1 protein-coding gene is annotated in these 2,145 nt (G+C 35.9%); it reads right to left on the reverse strand.

What is annotated here, in order from left to right:
• A partial coding sequence (locus tag WFK35_RS22400) for an alpha-2-macroglobulin family protein (RefSeq protein WP_336734816.1) occupies positions 1–2,145 on the reverse strand: 2,145 nt, incomplete at both ends.

The raw sequence follows: 2,145 nt of genomic DNA on the forward strand, positions 1-2,145 counted from the left end.
TTGAATTTAAACCAAACTGAGACGAAATATCTTCATTGGTGAAGGCATCCAGAATCTGCAAATCTGCTGAACCGCTTAATTTTTTATTGGTTAAGTTCGATAGTTTGGATTGAAGATTCAGTTCATCCCCTTCTCTCAAAAATCTTGGATAGTTTGGCGTTACCGAAAATTCTTTCTGCGTTACGACTTCTTTTTCCAGCGTTCCTGCTTTTGCGTCTTTCGTATGTGCCAAAAACATAAGCTTCCATTTTGTCAGTGCTTCCGGAGAAGTGAATTCGAAGCTTACATTGCCTTCGGAATCGGTTCTCAAATCCGGGTAGAAAAATGCGGTTTCGTTTAGGTTTTGACGCACGGGAACTTTCGTTAAAATAGTTTCCGTTGGCGGAGGTGTTTCTACTTTAGGTGCTTTTAAAGGTTCAGGAACAACATTTTGAATTATCTCCATTTTATCATCTGACATTGCCACTTTCATTGCAACATCTTTTCTTGCGCCTTTAGTTGGCGGCGGAGGTGGCGGTGTATATGCCGCTGCTTTTACACCTTCCTGATTAATAAGACCTGTCCTTGTTTTCAATAAAACACTCTTATCATACATCCACAATATACTTCCGTCAAACCAGTTAAAAACAGGAACCTCAACCTGTTCTCCTGAAAAATAATCTAATCTTTTCTGGTAATTTTTTTGTCGCAGATAATCTCTCAGTTCGTATGATACTGTACTTACAAACGGTGCATATAAAGTGTACCAGTCATATCGATTAACAGCAAATTTATCCAAAGACATGTCATACATATTCGCTAAAACTTCTGCATTGATTTTCTCTTTCTCATTTCCTGAAATTTTTACAGACCATTTTTCTTTTGAATTCGGCTGAATTTTATCTCTGAAAGTGAGGGTTTCAATCGTTAAGGATTGATCAGTATCATCTATATCCAAATTTACAGATTCTGTCTGAACGTCATTAAAGGCAACTACCTGAAACTGTACATTCAAAATTCGTATATCTCTATCTTTTGGAATAGCTGCAGTATATTCCAGCATTCCGTTTTTGAAAGGCAGAACCTCAGAAACCGTTTTTCCTGAACCATTCTGTACAAAAATATTCAGAAGAGCGTTCGGAACCGAAGAATAAACCGTAAATGCAGCTTTTTCTCCTCTTTTCAGTTCTTTTTTGGACTGTACAACCGTCAGGAAAGTTTTTTGATCAGGTTTAAGCAATTTTTTATCCCAAACACTGAAATTCTGCAGCGTTTTTATCGTGTCTTTTCCTTCAATATTATACAGTTCCAACTGATAATCTCCGGCTTCCAGCTTTCCTAAGTCCAGATTGGTTGATGATTGTTGGTCGTTAGTTATTGGTTGCTGTGTTTTCTCAAGAATTACGGTTGATTTCCGGTTTTTAGGTTCATCATTTTTATCGTAAAAATCATGCGGAAATCTGCTGATGAATTCTTCTTTTGATAATTTTGGTAAATCCTGAACTTCCGATTTGAAATTCTGTCTGAAAATTGTGTCCGGAGAAACCAGTTTTGATAATTTTACCTGATACGATTTTTTAAGAAGCTGTTCGTTGTAATTTTTTGTTTCAACATTCAGTTTTACATTTTCATCAGAAAAAACATTCTTTATTTCATCAGCCTGAATATAATGAGAAACGGAAGCCACTTTCAACTGGGTATCTGCAGTCTGTGTCTCACCGTTAATATCAGTTACAGAGGCATTAATTTCATAATTATCAATCTGAATTCCTTCTACATTTTCGTCTTTTTCAGGATCAATTTTAATGATAAATTCTCCTTTTTCATTGGTTTTTGCTTCTCCTAAAACTGAGTTTTCATTATCATCATCATTTTGCGGATACCATGAAAAATATCTCCCGCGGATATTTCGTTTTTTAATTTCATAATTAACGGTTGTATTGCTTAAAGCAACTCCGGAAAACATCATGGCTTTTCCTTTCAGTTCTATCGTTTGTCCGTATTTGTACTCATCCTTTACAGGATCAAAAGTCACTTCAAATTTCGGTCTTTTATATTCCTCCACTCTGAAATTTTTATACCCGTCATTTCCATCCGTTCTCATATAAAAAGTTCCGTTTAGTTTCCCTTTCGGAAGCACAAAACTTCCGTGATAAGGACCGAATT

Origin of the sequence: Chryseobacterium sp. VD8, assembly GCF_037149975.1 — a bacterium.
Classification (GTDB): domain Bacteria; phylum Bacteroidota; class Bacteroidia; order Flavobacteriales; family Weeksellaceae; genus Chryseobacterium; species Chryseobacterium indicum.